Below are 16,444 nucleotides of genomic sequence, written 5' to 3'. Positions count from 1 at the left end.
GCCATTGCCTCCCCTGTCGACGGTACGATTAGTCAAATCGGCACGATTAATAAAGACCAGCTGATTCAAGCCAAAGGCTTTAACTTCTCAGCAGCCTCACTACTTGGCAGTGTTAAAGATGCGCGTGCATTCGAAGATGGTTTATTTACCACACTTTATCTGGCTCCACGTGATTACCATCGTGTTCATATGCCCTTTGCCGGTCGCCTCACCCATATGCGTTATATCCCCGGCGAATTATTTTCAGTAAACCCCTATACAGCCAGTCACATCGATAATCTTTTTGCCCGCAATGAGCGTGTCGTCTGTTTTTTCGAAACTGAACACGGCCCGATGGCAATGATTCTAGTCGGTGCAATTATCGTCGCCAGCATCGAGACTGTCTGGGCTGGAACCATCGCCCCTGGTGCTCATAGAGAGGTGCGTACTTGGCAGTATAATCATGATGATCACAATCATATTGACCTGGACAAAGGCGAAGAAATGGGCCGCTTTAAACTCGGCTCTACAGTCATCCTTCTGATGGGTAAAGAGGTTGCTAAGTGGCAAGAGCAATTATCTACCGGTCAAGCGGTGACCATGGGCATGCAACTTGGCGAACTTAATTCAACGACTCCAGCTACGCAAACACAAGAAACAACTTCACGGGGTGAGTCATAACGCATGAAAATATGGGTCGATGCCGATGCTTGTCCTAAAGTGATCAAAGAGATTTTATTTCGCGCCGCTAACCGCTTGCGTATCGAACTTATCTTAGTTGCTAATCAATCTCTAGCAACACCACCTTCTCCATACATTACATCAATCCAGGTCGCCAAAGGTTTTGATATTGCCGATAACTACATTGTCGAGCAAGCAAAGCCCTCTGATTTAGTCATCACTGCGGACATTCCGCTCGCCGCTGAAATTGTTGATAAAGGGGCGCACGCTCTCAACCCTCGAGGTGAGCTTTATGACAAAGAAAATATCAAAGAACGCCTCAATATCCGTGATGCCATGGATGAGTTAAGAGGCTCTGGCTTAATTTCAGGCGGCCCAGCAGCCTTTAGTCAAAAAGACCGCCAAAATTTTTCTAATGCCTTAGATCGCTTCTTAGCAAAAGCCAAAAGGTCTATATAGTAAAACCTGCTATACACCAACCGGCATAAAAGCATTAACAACACAAGCCTAGATCTACTTAATATGCTACATTAGCCGACAGTTAAACAACTCAAGAGTTAAAGTTAAAATGATCTTCGCTTTATATTTAATCACAGGTGCCATCGCCGGCGTTTTATCAGGTTTACTCGGCATTGGTGGTGGTCTAATCATGGTCCCCTTGCTTACTATTACCCTTCCCTACTATCATGTCCCTCCTGAGTATTTAGTCCATGTTGCTGTTGCAACCTCACTGGTGATTGTTTTGTTTAACTCAGCACTTGCTACCTATAGCCATGCTAGAAATGGCAATGTTCTATGGAAAGTGCTTTTTCTACTCACTCCCTTTGCTGTTATCGGCATTATCATTGGCGGCAATACAGCAAACTATCTAAGCAGCAAGGCATTACTCACAGTCTTTACTTTATTTCTCACCTATACCGTCATCAAATCAGCGCTAAAAATCATCCGTAAGCATGAAATTAATACTTCTGGTCAATTCCAGTTACCCAACAAACTTTATAGCTTTCCTTATGCCATCTTTGTCGGTGCTGCCTCATCCCTTTTAGGTATCGGTGCTGCCACAACGATTGTGCCTTTTTTAAGAAGCGCCAAATTAGATATGGTTAAATGTGCAGCCTTGGCCACCAGTCTAAGTATCGTGACCGGCTTTGCTGCAACATTACTCTATATTATCAGTGGCTGGCACTTAAATCCTTATTCAGAATATGCGACGGGTTATATTTATTGGCCGGCGGTCATCGGTATTCTGATCGGTGCAACCATCACAGTCCCTTTAGGCACCCGACTCGGACGCAAACTCAAAGACCGAACTCTAGCGATTTGTTTTTTAGTACTGCTGATTATTATATTAATCATTACCACTTATAAACTCTTCGCTCTGCCCTAACCTCATCTAGTTTAAAATAAACAACAACAAGCATAAAACAGCCTTTTTAAGGCTGTTTTAGCTATAGAGCACACTAGACTTTACAGTAATGGGCACACTTTTTGTTCGTTTTTTAAGCCAGAACTCATCATTAATTGACTTAAAAACAGAAGACTCTCTTGCTGTTTTCTGTTTTCATTAATTATATTCAGCTCGTGTTTACTAATTTCTTCAGTAACTTCATTGGAGACAGTAGACTCTTGAGCTACTTCAAGAGTCAATAAACCCACCATCTCTTTTGGCACAATCAGCTCTAGAGAGTCGCTAATGCGTCCATCCAAATCGGTGATTTTATCATGGTTCATGTTAGCATAAGTGATATAACCACCCTGTCTTACTTGTTTTAACCTTCCCACACCCTCGCCATGGTCCGAACAATCATTGTCATAGACACAGGCCCTTTCTAATTTTAAATCTCCATCAAGGTATACGGCAAGAACTCGACCCTCTTGGTCTTTCAAAGTGTCAAGAAGGTGATTTATAACACTACTATGCTCATGTAAATTATCTTCGGTGATTCCCAACTTCTCTTTTAACATCCCCAACAAAACAGGGCAGGTAATATCATGCTTCAAAAAACCATAACCTGCTTTATATTCTCTAAACCGCTGAGGGTTTTCTTCAATCAGCTTCGCGCACAGCTCTTGAGACTCTCGAGAATACCCTGAGCAAAAGTTCTCAGCAATCTCATAGCTTCGTGCAATATAGAAGCCATCGCCGTGCTGAGAGCCTACTTTCTCACCTAATTTATCAACATCTACTCCATTAGCAAGCATTGACTCGGCATTTTCCTTTGATGCACCATGAAACCCCAGTAAAACTTACCCATTTTTTTCTCGCTACTTTTTAAAGAGCGGACATGATAAACATAAAAATATCTTAACAATGATAATTTTATGTTAATTTTAGGTAAATAAATTAGCCGGAAAAAAACAAATGCCCCGCTTCAGTGCTTTTTAGCTGGTAACCTTCTCTTAAAAAAGTACAAGTGATAAGTAAAATCTTCTGTTAAATCAACTTAGATAGGAGAAGGAAGATGAAACGATCAAAATTAACAGCATCACAAATTGTAGCGATGCTTAATGAAGAGCTGTGCCACTCAGACTTTAGTCAAAGAATGGGAAGAATTATTATTATCTCTCATTACGATATTTCATAATGCTACACCTATTATAAAAACTGAGTAGCGAATCAGCGAACACTATTGATAATAGCCTGTTCAACATTAAGTGCACAAGCAGTCCCTAGCCGCATAGTATCCGCATCAGAAAGTGCTTTTTTCCCCACAGCTGCTGTAAAAACAATATCACCATCAAACGACGTAAAGCTGGGTCGAATCGCACGTGCCATCCCAGCTGTTGTCATTTTGCTGATAATAGCCAACTCTTTTACAGGCAATGCACCATCGATAAAATTAGCAACGAGTACTGTATTTTGATTCGGACTTAATTCGATATTAAAATCACCCTGGCTAATTTTTTTCTCTAAATTAATAAAACTCCCTTGATTATCCTTAGCACCTGCAATAATTTGGTTTTCCTGATAAATATCACCGACCGCATTAACAACAGCAACACTGACAATGCGGTTGTCGCCCGTTTGTATCACTGACAGACCAATACCGGTTCGTGTTGGAGTTGCGTCCTGCCAAGCTTTTCCTGCACTTGCACCAAAACCAGCGCCAACACGGCCATATTGGTAGTCACCACTTGCACTTTCACAGGCCTGGTAAGCTAATTCTGGCGTTGGCGCAACAGCCTGCCCCGAATCAAAATCATAAATTGCCGCAGTCGGCACCAACGGAATTTGCCGATGAGGTGTTTGTAAGCCTTTCCCCTGCTCTTCTAGCCACTGCATCACCCCACTGGTAATGTCCAAACCAAAAGCACTTCCACCGGTTAGCGCTAAACCATGAACTTCATTAACACAAGTATCAAGGTCAAGCACTTGTACATCACGCAAAGCCGGTGCACTTCCACATAAATGGTAACCACAGGTAGCAGGTTCATCAAATAAAAAAACACTCACTCCTGTCTGGTTTTTTTGATCTTCAGCGTGACCTATTTTCAACCCTGGAATACTCACTATAATTGACTCCTTACCTTGTCTATCATTAATCATTTTTTTCTTCTCGCTAAAACTTTATCATAGTTGATCTTTAAATGCCTTAGGATAAATTTGATAATATACGCCCTTTAGATCACATTCTGGCAACCTTGAAACCTGCTTTAAGCTCGGCAAGATTAGAATAAAAAATGACACAATAAAGATAATAGCGCCGAAGATTTCCATTGTATAAGTAATACCAACAGCACTTAATAACAATCCAGCAAAATAGCTACCTAAAGGCAATGATAAAGAAGAAAATGCAGAGACTATTGCCATCATCCTGTTTCTATAGTGCTCCGGAGTCGCCAGCGAGCGTAACACAGTTGTATTGATATTAATCAACATTAATCCAGCACCACCGATAACCATAACAATAGCAATAATATAAGGGTTAACCAAAAGTGAAGATAGTAACAATGAAGCTCCCAATAGTAGCGTGCCGATAAATATAATAATATCTCGATAAAAAAAATCTGATAGCTTTTTAACTAAAAACAAGCTTGCAAGCAAAATACCAACACCAAACCCAGCATCAACCAAGCCTACAGACCAAGCACCTAAACCCAAATGATTTTTAATAAAGACAGGAACCAAAATCATAAAAAATGGATATAAGGCAAAATTGATTAGCATGGCTAAAATTGCAAAGTAAAACTCAGGTTTTACATAAAAAAGTGCTCTAATTCCATAGATCGTCTTATGGTACCAGTCCTTTATAAAAATTTTACTGCCTTTATTGATATCATTATTTAAGTTACTATTTTTAATAGGGTGAGTATTTGACTTAATTAATAAAACAAATATACAAGCAACAATGATAAAGATAAAATCAATAATAAATGCAAGCTGAACATTATATAAAGAAATTAATAAGCCAGCAAACCCAGGGCCAATCAGGGTAACCACTGAATAAACTGCTTTATTAAAGCGAAATGCTTCACTCACTTGCTCGGTTTTGACCAACATTGGTAATATGCTAGATTCCAGAGGTGAACGCACTCCAGTAGCAATACTGGATATAACAATAAGAAAAACCAGCAAGTAAAAGTCAAATATACCTGCTATTGACAAAATAATTAAGGCCAGTGCAGTTGCCGCGCTAACACTATTGCAAATAATAATAATCAACTTTCGATCAATTTGATCACCTAATGATGAAAATATAATCCGTGAAAATACCTCAAAAAAACTTGCATAAGCAATCAGTGAAGCAAATACAGCCGCTGAATTAATTTGTGATAGCGCCCACCAAGCCACTGCAAGTTGATTACAACGAGCACCTAATATACTGGAAAAAAAAGCAGCCTGAAATAAGTAATAATCCTTACTTAGCCGCTTATTATTCTTATTAATTGCATAACCCCTTTAGCAATTTTGAAAATTTTCAAATTATTTAGCTTGCTCATTTAAGAGCGCTGAATCCGCTTTTTTTTCTGATTTGCTATACAACCTCCAAACCAACGCAAGTGTTATACATGAGAGCAATACTTCTAACCAATAAACTTTGGCTATATCAATTTTGTCTCCAAAGACAATAGCAAGCAAATAAATGGCGAGAATCAACACCCCTGACAAGCTATTTACCAGTCCTTGCAAACGGCCTTGATAATCTAAATCTGTGAGCTCTTGAGCGCGGGTAACAATTAGCGGCCAAGCTGATAACGCAAGGCCAATAATAAAATATAAAACTTGCGCCCAGTAAATATTCTCATTATGGCTAAATAGCCAAAAACTCAAGCCCATGACAATAACAGCGGTTGCAAATACTTTATAAAAGCCAAGCTTTTGGACAAAGTATGGAAAGACAAGGCCACCGATAACCACACCGATAGAAAGCGCAGCCTCAAGATGGCCGAACTGAATCGCATTTGCATGCAAGACCTCTTTTGCATAAGGCGCAAGCAATACTGGCGCCGTCATAAACATCACCATAATCAAAAGCTGTATTATATAAATCGAAATTAACTCAGGATGCTGCCATAAATAAACAAAGCCCAGCTTAAAGTCTGTAAAAAACCCTTTTTGCTCCTGGTCTGACTTTTCTGGTTTTTCATAACGAATCGCCAATAAAATAAATGTACTCAAGATAAAAAGTAAGCCACAACCGAGTAAACTAAACTTTGGTGAGACAAGTACCATTAAAGCACCGGCCCCCCCATTCCCAAAATGCTTCCCAACTCATAGACCATATCCAAAGTTGCATTTGCATTTAGTAGTTGATTCTCCGGAACAATCTCGCGTACAAACGTCATAACCACAGGGATATATAAGCCAATACCAACCCCTAGAGCTAAACACAGCCAGTAAATCGATGTTGCTGATATTTTGCTTTGTATCATTAATGCGAAGCCAACTAAAATAATCCCACGGATAAAGTTAGTCATTAACATTAATGCCTTGCGATTATAGCGATCAGCAAGAACACCAGCAAATGGACCTAAAACAACGACGGGCAGCCAATAGCAAATCATCACAATTGCAACATTACGCATTTCATGACCCTGTCCCATCACCAACCAGGTCACGATAATATATGATAACCCACCACCGAAAGTCGCAAAGAACGAGCTTAAGATAAAGTATCGAAAAGATTTAATCTGAAATAAGCGCAAACGCTCTTTTAAATATGACATGATAACATCCAAAATAATTTTAATAAACAAAAGCACAAGTTTATTGTGTTAAAAATAGGCTATTCTGCGATGATTAAATCGCTAAAATACCGGCCCTTTGTTTAAAAAAATCATCTTACTCATTTTCTTTACTCTGAATGTTATCCTTTAGGGAACGTTCATAATATGACATACCCTAGGATTATCTGTCAACAACAAAATTGTTCAATATTTAAAATAAAAAGCGTAGGCAGATATAACGTATAAAGTTATAGCTTTAGAATCTATCGATAGGGGGCTAGATAAAAGTGATTAATAATATTTTACTTTTATAATGCAAACATATTATCAAGTTGGTTTAAATATACCCTCTTTTGCTTTTCTTCAAGAAATGAGGAGTTAATTGAATTTTTAGCGAGTTGAGCAAGCTCTGATTTAGATAGCGAAAGCCCTTCTTGTACGGCTAAATAATTATCTAACATATAGCCACCAAAATAAGAAGGGTCGTCCGTATTCACGGTGACACACAGACCATAATCAAGTAATTGCTTTAAATTATGCTCTTGCATAGTATTGAAGACACAAAGCTTAATATTAGATAAAGGGCATACTGTTACGGAAGCGTCGCTACCTCGGTAGGTATTTTGCACTTCCATGGTGCAAAATCGCCTCGCAAAACGCGACGACTATAATGCCTCGGCCGTCCCCGTCACGAGACGCTCCGTGCCTTAATTCGGCACACTCCGCATCTCGCTCTCAGATGACTCTACGGCTCGTATAGATTTTTAGACACTCGTTCCGCCGACTCCGGACCTAAAGGCCCTACGTCACTCCGCTCTGCTAAAAATCCGAGCCTACCTCGGAATACTCACCCCGCGCTTGGCGCTCCCTGGCTCGCATCGATGGAATCTGTCGCTCTAGTAAATAGTCCATTAACTTTGGATCTTCTATACAACGTACACCATGATCAATACGTTTGACTTTAAGCAAGTTAATTGCCTGCCAAATATAGTCAGCAGGCCCCTCTTCCCCTGCATGTGCAACAGCTAACAAACCATGCTGGTGCGCCACCTCGAAAACTTCCTTGAACTTTTCAGGTGAGCCCAATTCTGAGGAGTCTAATCCACAGGCAATAAATTTATCACGCCGTGTTGCTATCGCACTCTCTAAAGTATTCATAGCAGAAGCCGCACTCAAATGCCTTAAAAAGCATAAAATCAAACAAAAAGTCAGACCCAGGGATTTACTCGCATCTTCTAAAGCATGATAAATACCATCAATTACTGTTTCTATCACTACTCCACGTTCGGTATGTGTTTGCGGATCAAAAAACACTTCGACATGGACAACACCTTCAGCAGCAACTTTTTCTAAGTAATTCCAAGTCAAGTCATAAAAGTCTTGTTCAGTACATAATACTGCCGCTCCTTGATAGTAAAGATCCAGAAATGACTGCAAACTATCAAATTGATAGGCCTTTTTGACCTGCTCTATTGAATCATAAGGCAGTTTAATTTTATTGCGTTCAGCAAGCTCAAACATCAACTCAGGTTCCAACGACCCTTCGATATGTAAATGTAATTCTGCCTTAGGCAACTGCCTTATAAATTCGATCATATACTCGCCTTTATTATCAATGATATATTCTTATAAGTATATCAAAGTGTAGGGCACTTAACCTATACTCACCACAATTACTCCAATTTAACAGCTTTAGTTGCAATCATGCCTTGCATATATCGCTCAATAAGAAAACGTGGTGATGAAGGATGATCATCTTCATAAAACCCTGCAATAACAAATCCAGCAGAAATTTGCTGACCAATTTGGTCTGATAAAGTATGACCAAAAGTAATCGCTTCCCCTGAGTTTAATTTATCTTCATCAGCTTGGGCACCCAAGCTGATGACATCAGAATATGGCAATTTATATTTAGGCTTTAATAAACTTTGACTTTCCAAGCTTTGATCACGCTCAAAAATAAATAAAACAGGGTTATAAAAGCTTGCAAGCAATACCCCTCCTTTTTTAAGAACCCGATAGCATTCTTGCCACACATTTTTTAAACATGGGACATATAAGTTTGAAATCGGGTGAACGATATAATCAAAAGAATAATCATTAAAAGCACTCAAGTCTCGCATATCTCCCTGGATCGTTTCTAACACCAGAGAGTCTCTTTTTGCAACCTTTAAATCTTGCTCTAATTGTTTTTTAGAAGCATCAAACACGGTCACATTCGCACCAGCAGCAGCAAGTACGGGTGCCTGTTGACCTCCTGCAGCAGCAAGGCACAAAATATTCTTGCCTTTAATATCCTTTGGCAACCAATCATTAGCGAGCGGCCTTCGAGTAATATGAACCTCCCAATCACCATTTTTTGCTTTTTCAATAAGCTCTGCTGAGACTGGTCTAGACCACTCACACTGATTTTTTACATATTGATCCCACACTTGACTATTGTGTGAAACAACCTTATTAATTTCTATTCTTTCTTTAGTCATCTGCTCTCTCTTATTATTACCGTCTAACAGCAAAGCTAGCCTAAGATCGGCTAAGCTTAACCAAATAAAACTTAATCAAATAATAATTAACGATATTTTTAAGAGTAGCTTTATTGATATAAATAAATTAAAACCAAACTCAAAACAGTTATAGTTTGATCTTTTCTACTATCAAAAAATTGGAGATACCATGAATCCAACTAATTTTTTCTCTTATTAAATAACGCGAATTAACCGCTTTGAAGTTGCAAAAAATTAATTGTTCACTAGACTAACACCCGACTGAAAATTTTAAATAAGAAACAAACAGTATCTTAAATAGCAATAAAACTCAAGAATAATTTTAATTTGAAAAAAATTTAGAAAAGATCAACGAACGTTAAGAGACCAGCGCATAGGAAGCAATACTCTCTCTTCACTTTTACTTAAAGTCAAAGACTGCTCTAGTGACTGTTGAACTCTTGTGCACAAGGGCTCCAAAGGTTTCAAACATCGTTTTGGAGTAATGCTATTATTTTTCATAGAGTTAACCCCTATTATGATAGATTTTATCATTTAATCTAACAATAAATTAATAACAAGATTAAGCGTGAATATCGACATTATGGCCAAGAGAACCAACAGGGGCGACTGGCGGCATCGCCACAGATGCAAGCAGAGTAAGCACTGCAGCACCTTGAATTTCTTGACTCGTCTTTAGCATCGTCGCTTGTATCGACTCTTTGTACGCTCCGGCCATTGCAGAGCTAACTGAGGAGACATCCATATTATACACTCCCATAAATCATACGGGTTAAGACTGTATCGGCCTACCCTCTAGATGTTTTAGATGTTTTTTCTGGAACCAAATCCACCCCCCCCTCACAGCCTGGATGGCAACACAATAACCGTTTGATTGTTAAAAATATTCCATAAACCAGGCCATGCTTTTGTATCGCCTCAATCGAATATTGAGAACAGGACGGATAAAATCGACAGCGAGGCCCCAAAAAGCGGGCTAACCACTAGCTGGTAAAATCGTAATAATTTTAGAAAAATCATTGAAATCATTTGTAATCAAACCGTTAACTGAGGCTTACCTCAGTCATATATTCACCATTTGACCGTATTATACGGCCTAAAGAGTAATTATCATAGAAGATCACACTGTTATTAAAAGTTGATCGAAAAACTAGCCCAGCAATCACTCCTAACAACCTGATTCCACTATTTTCTTAGCAATTTATTAGCCAAATATTAATTTAAATTTACCCCTTGCAATTTAATAGAAAAACCCATAGCTTAGTAATTGTAGATAGCAATTAACTCAATCAACTGCATGAAGGAGTTTTATATGCAAGTTACGGTTACAGGTCATCATATTCCTCTATCAAACTCTCTACGCGACTTCGCCAAGCAAAAGCTCGGTAAATTATCACAACATTCTGAACAGATCCTTCACGCTGATGTCGTACTCACGCACCAATCCGGACGAAATAAAGCGGAAGTTAAAGTTGGGATTCCAGGACACAATTTAATTTCTCATGCCGATGGGCGGGATATGTACCATATTTTAGGCTTAGCGATTGATAAAGTTGATAAGCAGCTCGTCAGAGTAAAAGAAAAGCGCACAACTCGCCGCACTCAAGAAGTTACGATAAATGAAGAGGCGTAACTAAGTTAATTATTAATTAATGATTTAAGTGAGGCATACTTAGGTTCGATTGCTTGTTGTTATTTCTAACTGAGTATGCCTTAAAGATAGTATTATTTAGGCTTTGCTGAAGTTTTCTGCAACAAAATCCCAATTAACAAGCGCCCAGAATGCATCTAAGAACTTAGGACGCGCATTGCGGTAATCGATGTAATAAGCGTGCTCCCACACATCACAAGTCATTAAAGGTGTTTTGCCTTCGGTCATTGGATTGCCCGCATTCGATGTACTAACAAGCTCAAGCTCACCGGCTTGATTTTTCACGAGCCAACCCCAGCCCGAACCAAATGTCGTTACCGCAGTTTTCGTAAACTCTTCTTTAAAAGATTCGAAAGAACCAAATTTTGCATTGATTGCAGCAAGCAATTCACCACTCGGCTCACTGCCACCTTTCGGGCCTAGGCAGTTCCAGAAAAATGTATGATTCCAGATTTGTGCTGCATTATTAAATATACCCCCTGAAGACTTATTAATAATTTCTTCTAGGCTAGCATTGGCAAACTCTGTACCTTCAACAAGCTTATTCAAGTTAACAACATAAGTGTTATGGTGCTTGCCATAGTGAAACTCTAGAGTTTCTTGAGACATGTGCGGCTCAAGTGCATTCATTTCATAAGGCAGTGCAGGCAATTCAAAAGACATGATCATTGATCTCCTAATTGTTATAGTCACGTTATTCTAATGTGAATCAGTTCATTACGGCAACTGTTAATACTTTAATAATATGGTGTTGGGTCTTCAACACCGGCCTCAATAAAGCCTTTCTTACGATAAGCACAGCTATCACACTGCCCACACGCTCGCCCTTCATGATCTGCACGGTAGCAAGATACCGTTAAACGATAATCGACACCTAGCTTTAAACCCAATTGTATAGTTTCAGCTTTACTAAGGTGAGATAAGGGAGCATGAATATTTAACTTATTGCCTTCAACACCTGCTTTCGTTGCTAAGTTAGCCATATTCGCAAACGCTTCGATGTATTCAGGACGACAGTCTGGATAACCTGAGTAATCCACTTCACTGACACCAATAAAAATATCTTGTGCACCTAAGACCTCAGCCCAACCCAGCGCCATCGATAAGAAAATTGTATTGCGTGCAGGAACATAAGTCACCGGGATTTCACCATCTCCCTGATAATCCGGCACTTCAATTTCACTATTGGTCAATGCTGACCCTTGAGCGATACCATCCATAGAAAATTTGATGATTTCATGCTGCTTCACCGCCATTTTTTTTACAATACGTTTTACAGCATCTAATTCGGCATTATGCTGCTGACCATAATCAAAGCTCATAGCATAAACCTCAAACCCTTGCGACTTCGCTAAGGCAATACAGGTTGTTGAATCCAAGCCCCCAGAGGCTAAAACAACGGCTTTTTTCGTCATAATTTCACTTCCTTCTAAGCTCTTTCATCATTAAAACTCTAGAATTTCTCAGCATGCTAACAAAACTGATGGGAAAATACCAATCACTAGACATACTGCCCAGCGCAATAACCTGAGGCCCACGCCCATTGAAAGTTAAAACCGCCCAAATGCCCCGTCACATCAACCACTTCACCAATAAAGTAAAGCCCCGGCATTTTTTTAGCTTCAAGCGTCTTTGAAGAAAGCTCATTCGTTGACACCCCTCCTAAAGTCACCTCTGCCGTTCGATAACCTTCCGTACCTGCTGGAGTTAAGGTAAATTCATGCAACAACTTCACAACTTCTTTTAAAGCTCGATGATTATAATCCGCTAAACGCTTCGACTTTAACCAATGTTCAAAAAGCACCTGCACAAAACGTTTAGGTAGTAGCTCATTAATCACTGTTTTTAGCTCAACCTTAGGTCGTTGCTTTTGCAGCTGGGTCAAATATTCAAAGAGATCAAGCTTAGGCAATAAATCTATTTTTACAGTTTCTCCGGGTTGCCAATAACTTGAGATTTGTAGTATTGCCGGACCACTTAAGCCACGATGAGTAAAGAGCAAGTCTTCAATAAAACTTTTTTTACCACAATAAACTTCAACGTCTTCTATGCTCACACCGGATAATTCTTTGAAGTGCTGAAGATCTTTCGGGTGCAAAGTAAAAGGCACTAAACCTGCTCGAAGTGGCAAGACTTCTAAACCAAATTGCTTTGCGAGCTTGTGCCCAAAATCTGTCGCCCCCATCGTTGGAATCGATAAAGCCCCGGTAGCAATAACCAATGAGTCCGCATTGATCTGCCCATTCGTTGTTGCCAAATGAAAGCCTTGCCCTTGTTTGACTTTATCGACACTGCATTTTAACCAGATTTCAACACCCGCCTGCTCACAATCGGCCAATAACATTTTAACAATATCTTTAGAGCTATGGTCACAAAAAAGCTGACCTAACTTTTTTTTCATGATAATTGACATTATGCGCTTGCACTCGACGAATAAAGTCCTCAGGAAGAAAACGCTTCAAGGCTGACTTACAAAAGTGACTATTTTGAGAGAGGTAATGATCAGGATGCGTATAAATATTAGTAAAATTGCAACGCCCGCCCCCTGACATCAAAATCTTCTTACCCACTTTATTGGCATGGTCGATGACGAGCACTTTTCGGCCACGTCTGCCCGCTTCAATCGCACACATTAACCCCGCCGCACCTGCACCAATCACAATCACATCGACATTCAAAATCGAAACACCTCTTTACTTCTAAAAAAATTATTGTATGGAGGAAACTCGCACATTTATCTTTTCCTCTGTTTTATTTTTAGTCAGTTCTCAAAAACCACAACTGGTTAAAAATTGATCAATTGTTGTAAGGCCACATCGCAGCTTTATTTGCAAAACTTATCCACACCCTTATTAACAAAAGCTGTGGACATTCACTTATCCACAGCTCTCAGTTCACAGCATTTGACTAACCAAATTTGCCAAGTTAGTCAAGCCATTTTCCAGTTTTTTTTGACCAAGGAAATCCACAACTCATCCGTATACAATGACGATAGGCTTCAGTCGTCGAAAATAAAGTCCCCGGCACAATACTGATTTTTTTTTCGTGCGCTTGTAAAAATAATTCTTTCGCATCCACCTGTTCAGGCAACTTCAGCCACAATAAAAAGCCACCTTCAGGCGCCGACAAAGCAATATCATCCGGGAAGTGCTGCTCAATAGCAAGTCGCGTTTGGCTCACTTGACGTGCCAAGGTATGACGTAATCGCCGCAAATGTTGCTCATAACCGCCCTGCAAAATAAACTGACTGATCGCCAATTGTGCAGGAGAGTTTGACGTCACCGTCCGTGATAACTTAATGCGAGCAAATTCTGCAAGAAAACGCCCAGGCATCGCCCAGCCAACACGATACCCTGGAATCAACACTTTAGAAAATGAACTGCAATATAAAACAATACCACTCTCATCAAATGACTTTAACGACCGCGGCACCGCCGGCCCATAGCCACATTCAGCATAAATATCATCCTCAATCAATGGAATATCAAAGCGAGTGGCTAATTGCACCAATGCTTGCTTATTCGCATCGCTCATCTTAAAGCCCAACGGGTTTTGAAAATTAGCTGAAAGCAAACATGCCTGCACTCGGCTTTCTTTAAACAACATTTCCAATTGATTTAAGTCCATACCCTCTTGTGGGTCAGTAATCACTTCTATCGCTTTTAAATGCAAACTCTCAAGTAGTAGCAAAAAACCGCTAAAGATCGGTGACTCAACGGCCACTGCATCGCCAGGAGAAGTGACTGCGCTTAAACTCATAGCAATCGCTTCCATACAGCCTGCGGTGATCACCAGCTCTTCTTCATGGCAACCACTCACACCCTGGCCTTGCATACGTTTGGCAATCTCACAACGCAAAGGCAAATAACCACGGGGGTGCATATATTGCTGACTATCCAAAGGCTGCATACGCATCGCACGCCCCATCAAACGCGCCAACTTTTCTCCCGGCAATAATTCAGGGCTGACTAAGGCTGCACCAAAAGGTGCCATATTATGATCCGCACACACCTCTGCAACCGTCATATGCAAACTGTCTACGGTGACCTCACGCGCTTCAAGTGATAACTGCTTTTGAGCTTTTAAATTGTGTGTCGCCTTGACAGGATAAGCCACATAATAGCCCGACTGAGGCTGAGAAATTAGCCTGCCTTCAGCTTCCAAGCGTTGATAAGCCTCAATGACCGTAGCCAAACTCACTCCTTCACCCTCACTCATCTTACGCAAAGAAGGGATACGATCACCCGGCTTTAATTGACCCGAATCAATGCGTTGGCGCAACAAACGCATGATCTTCTCATAACGCAGTTCTTTCTCTTTATGCATAACAAAGCCTCAACAACCACATAACTGTTATGGTTATTTTTTTACTTAATTGTATCTGTACTGGTAATAAATATCGACCTAAACTGGCGACTATAAAATTGCTTTATGCTTCAAACCTAGCCCATTTAAGCGAGCCTTGACATGCAATCAGTTAATTTAAAAGTAAAAATTGCGCTTATCATCACTATTATTCTCTGGTCTTCGGCCTTCATTGGCATCCGTGTCGGCTTAGAAGCCTATACCCCTGGTCCGCTTGCCCTGTTGCGTTATGCTGTTGCTTCACTGTGCATGCTGTTTTTCTACTTACGCATCAAAAAAGCGCAGCCAACTGTCGCTATTCGACTATGGCCGTGCAATCATCTGCGGCATCTTAGGCTTTGGGGTCTATAATATTGCGCTTAATATGGGTGAAGTCACCACCAATGCCGCCATCTCCAGCTTCATCATTTCTCAAGTTCCATTACTGACTATCCTCTGCGCCAGCTATTTTTTAAAAGAAAAGCTCTCAGGGGCCAATAAACTAGGCTTACTCATCAGCTTTATCGGCATTTGTCTTATCTTATCGAGCCAGTACTCAGGCGCTGCATTTAACTATGGCCTCATCGATGTTATCATCGCAACGGTTGCAATGAGTTTATACAATATTTTGCAAAAGCCCCTATTAAAACGCATGTCACCGATGGAATTTACTAGCGTCGCTATGTGGTCAGGCACTGCAATGATGCTCATTTTCACCCCCGACTTAATCCACGAAGTTCAGCACGCGCCGCTTTGGATCACTTTAAATGTTATTTATATGGGAATTTTTCCTGCAGCAATTGCCTATTTTCTCTGGAGTTATGCCTTAAGCAAAGTGCCCACCTGTTACGCTGCTTTCTATTTTTATTGCATCCCTTTAGTCACAACCTTCATGAGCATCACTTTGCTTGGCGAAACACTTTCTGCTATTGGCTTTCTAGGTGGACTCGTTGCACTGCTCGGTGTTGTCATTGCTCAGCATAAGAAGAAACAGCAAGTAACAACACACACCAAAATAAAGCTAACCAAAGAATCCAATCTAACATCTTAATTAAATTAACAAGGATAAGCGCCCATACCTCAGAGGTTAACTCACGAATATTGCCATCTCATTATT

The 16,444-nt window shown here is 40.2% G+C and carries 19 protein-coding genes and 1 pseudogene; 6 read left to right on the top strand and 14 right to left on the bottom strand.

The window, feature by feature from the left end; translation table 11 throughout:
• The 3 genes from asd to BGC07_RS14690 form a co-directional block, all read left to right on the top strand.
• On the top strand, nt 1–660 hold a 660-nt coding region (gene asd, locus BGC07_RS14700; RefSeq protein WP_069313706.1), incomplete at its 5' end, for an archaetidylserine decarboxylase.
• 3 nt (nt 661–663) lie between these two features.
• Complete coding sequence (locus tag BGC07_RS14695) at nt 664–1,119, top strand: YaiI/YqxD family protein (RefSeq protein ID WP_069313705.1); 456 nt, start codon at nt 664–666, stop codon at nt 1,117–1,119.
• Between the two features lie 109 nt (nt 1,120–1,228).
• A complete protein-coding gene (locus BGC07_RS14690) occupies nt 1,229–2,047 on the top strand; it encodes a sulfite exporter TauE/SafE family protein (RefSeq protein WP_069313704.1) in 819 nt (272 codons plus the stop codon).
• Between the two features lie 80 nt (nt 2,048–2,127).
• Here the strand turns inward: BGC07_RS14690 and BGC07_RS14685 are convergent, their stop codons facing one another.
• Nucleotides 2,128–2,862: a hypothetical protein gene (locus tag BGC07_RS14685; protein ID WP_069313703.1), complete on the bottom strand. Its 735-nt coding sequence runs from the start codon at nt 2,860–2,862 to the stop codon at nt 2,128–2,130.
• 260 nt (nt 2,863–3,122) lie between these two features.
• Here BGC07_RS14685 and BGC07_RS23500 point away from each other — a divergent pair, with 260 nt between their 5' ends.
• On the top strand, nt 3,123–3,245 hold the full coding sequence (locus tag BGC07_RS23500) for a hypothetical protein (RefSeq protein ID WP_268801682.1): 123 nt from the start codon (nt 3,123–3,125) through the stop codon (nt 3,243–3,245).
• Between the two features lie 32 nt (nt 3,246–3,277).
• Here the strand turns inward: BGC07_RS23500 and BGC07_RS14680 are convergent, their stop codons facing one another.
• The 9 genes from BGC07_RS14680 to yidD form a co-directional block, all read right to left on the bottom strand.
• Nucleotides 3,278–4,207: a P1 family peptidase gene (locus BGC07_RS14680; protein WP_077216929.1), complete on the bottom strand. Its 930-nt coding sequence runs from the start codon at nt 4,205–4,207 to the stop codon at nt 3,278–3,280.
• A 24-nt stretch (nt 4,208–4,231) separates the two neighbouring features.
• Nucleotides 4,232–5,548, bottom strand: coding sequence for an MFS transporter (locus BGC07_RS14675; RefSeq protein WP_077216928.1), 1,317 nt, complete (start codon nt 5,546–5,548; stop codon nt 4,232–4,234).
• 36 nt (nt 5,549–5,584) lie between these two features.
• Nucleotides 5,585–6,334, bottom strand: coding sequence for an MFS transporter (locus BGC07_RS23495; RefSeq protein WP_077216927.1), 750 nt, complete (start codon nt 6,332–6,334; stop codon nt 5,585–5,587).
• Nucleotides 6,334–6,828: an MFS transporter gene (locus BGC07_RS23490; protein ID WP_077216926.1), complete on the bottom strand. Its 495-nt coding sequence runs from the start codon at nt 6,826–6,828 to the stop codon at nt 6,334–6,336. The genes BGC07_RS23495 and BGC07_RS23490 overlap by 1 nt, the downstream gene beginning before the upstream one ends.
• Nucleotides 6,829–7,136: 308 nt before the next feature.
• Entirely contained in the window at nt 7,137–7,463 is a 327-nt protein-coding gene (locus tag BGC07_RS14665; protein ID WP_069313700.1) for an amidohydrolase family protein, read from the bottom strand.
• 184 nt (nt 7,464–7,647) lie between these two features.
• Nucleotides 7,648–8,424 carry an adenosine deaminase gene (add, locus tag BGC07_RS14660; RefSeq protein WP_069313699.1) on the bottom strand — a complete coding sequence of 259 codons (777 nt, stop codon included), beginning with the start codon at nt 8,422–8,424 and terminating at the stop codon, nt 7,648–7,650.
• 77 nt (nt 8,425–8,501) lie between these two features.
• Nucleotides 8,502–9,311 carry a class I SAM-dependent methyltransferase gene (locus tag BGC07_RS14655; RefSeq protein WP_069313698.1) on the bottom strand — a complete coding sequence of 270 codons (810 nt, stop codon included), beginning with the start codon at nt 9,309–9,311 and terminating at the stop codon, nt 8,502–8,504.
• Nucleotides 9,312–9,894: 583 nt separating this feature from the next.
• Nucleotides 9,895–10,077, bottom strand: a complete 183-nt coding sequence (locus BGC07_RS14650) for a hypothetical protein (RefSeq protein ID WP_069313697.1) — start codon at nt 10,075–10,077, stop codon at nt 9,895–9,897.
• A gap of 43 nt (nt 10,078–10,120) precedes the next feature.
• Nucleotides 10,121–10,300, bottom strand: a complete 180-nt coding sequence (gene yidD / locus BGC07_RS19620) for a membrane protein insertion efficiency factor YidD (RefSeq protein ID WP_449421081.1) — start codon at nt 10,298–10,300, stop codon at nt 10,121–10,123.
• A 344-nt stretch (nt 10,301–10,644) separates the two neighbouring features.
• Between yidD and hpf the strand changes: the two genes are divergently transcribed.
• Nucleotides 10,645–10,965 (top strand): ribosome hibernation-promoting factor, HPF/YfiA family, encoded by a 321-nt coding sequence (gene hpf, locus BGC07_RS14645; protein WP_069313696.1) that lies wholly within the window; start codon nt 10,645–10,647, stop codon nt 10,963–10,965.
• A 96-nt stretch (nt 10,966–11,061) separates the two neighbouring features.
• On the opposite strand, the gene BGC07_RS14640 is transcribed toward hpf, so the two are convergent.
• The 4 genes and pseudogenes from BGC07_RS14640 to BGC07_RS14625 all read right to left on the bottom strand — a co-directional run bounded on the left by BGC07_RS14640 (nt 11,062) and on the right by BGC07_RS14625 (nt 15,309).
• Nucleotides 11,062–11,646: a superoxide dismutase gene (locus tag BGC07_RS14640; protein ID WP_069313695.1), complete on the bottom strand. Its 585-nt coding sequence runs from the start codon at nt 11,644–11,646 to the stop codon at nt 11,062–11,064.
• Nucleotides 11,647–11,720: 74 nt separating this feature from the next.
• Nucleotides 11,721–12,398: a 7-cyano-7-deazaguanine synthase QueC gene (gene queC / locus BGC07_RS14635; RefSeq protein WP_069313694.1), complete on the bottom strand. Its 678-nt coding sequence runs from the start codon at nt 12,396–12,398 to the stop codon at nt 11,721–11,723.
• An 86-nt stretch (nt 12,399–12,484) separates the two neighbouring features.
• Nucleotides 12,485–13,616 (bottom strand): annotated as a pseudogene (locus tag BGC07_RS14630) (NAD(P)/FAD-dependent oxidoreductase).
• A gap of 292 nt (nt 13,617–13,908) precedes the next feature.
• Nucleotides 13,909–15,309 (bottom strand): aminotransferase-like domain-containing protein, encoded by a 1,401-nt coding sequence (locus BGC07_RS14625; protein ID WP_069313693.1) that lies wholly within the window; start codon nt 15,307–15,309, stop codon nt 13,909–13,911.
• A 274-nt stretch (nt 15,310–15,583) separates the two neighbouring features.
• Here BGC07_RS14625 and BGC07_RS14620 point away from each other — a divergent pair, with 274 nt between their 5' ends.
• Complete coding sequence (locus BGC07_RS14620) at nt 15,584–16,378, top strand: DMT family transporter (RefSeq protein ID WP_235603278.1); 795 nt, start codon at nt 15,584–15,586, stop codon at nt 16,376–16,378.
• Nucleotides 16,379–16,444: the final 66 nt, after the last annotated feature.

This window comes from Piscirickettsia litoralis (assembly GCF_001720395.1).
Taxonomy (GTDB): domain Bacteria; phylum Pseudomonadota; class Gammaproteobacteria; order Piscirickettsiales; family Piscirickettsiaceae; genus Piscirickettsia; species Piscirickettsia litoralis.
The sequence above is the reverse complement of the archived record's forward strand: the minus strand, read 5'-3'. Positions and strand labels throughout refer to the sequence as shown.